The following is a 651-nucleotide window of genomic DNA, read 5'->3' as shown; positions in this document are numbered from 1 at the left end:
CCCCCGTAGGGAGGGGAGTGGTATGATTTGAATGCTCAATATTATTGCCTCGAATTGCAATCAAAAATTAAACATTAATCATTAAAAATTAAACACTAAAAAAAGGAGTCCTTTTGGGTTGCAAAAGGGTTCGTTTTGGATTGCAAAAGGAGTCCTTTTGGAAGGTAAAAGGAGTCGTTTTGGAAGGCAAAAGGAGTCGTTTTGGAAATAGAACGAAAAAAGCCCCATACAAAAACCCACAAAGCCCTACCCCCTGCCCCTCCCCCGCAGGGAGGGGAGTGGTATGATTTGAGGGATTATTGGAGGGGGAATAGGCTAACTGTAGGAGGAGGGTGTGGTCAAAACTCAAACAATGCGGGCTGAAAGCCCAATAAGCTCATAGCCCAAGGCAGCGCCTTGGGTATACGAATTGAAAATAGCAATGCGCCCTGCAGGGGCAAAAGCATTGATAATTAACGCTTTTGCCCCTGCAGGGCGCATTGTTATTTGTGATACTTTTACCCAGGGCGTGTGCCCTGGGCTATGTGCTTCTGCCCCTTTGGGGCGTGCTGCTTTGACTTTTGACGCCCTCACTGTTATTCCATCCCCCACCATATCAGCATTCAAATCATATAACTCCCCTCCCTGCGGGGGAGGGGCAGGGGGTAGGGC

At 48.1% G+C, this 651-nt stretch carries 1 protein-coding gene; it reads right to left on the bottom strand.

From position 1 onward, the window contains the following. Nucleotides 1-345 precede the first annotated feature (345 nt). Nucleotides 346-651 (bottom strand): hypothetical protein (locus I6E49_RS14265; RefSeq protein ID WP_235403147.1); only part of this gene is annotated, 306 nt, incomplete at its 5' end.

It is taken from the genome of Leyella stercorea (genome assembly GCF_021531655.1).
This window is presented reverse-complemented; position numbering and strand designations above follow the sequence as displayed.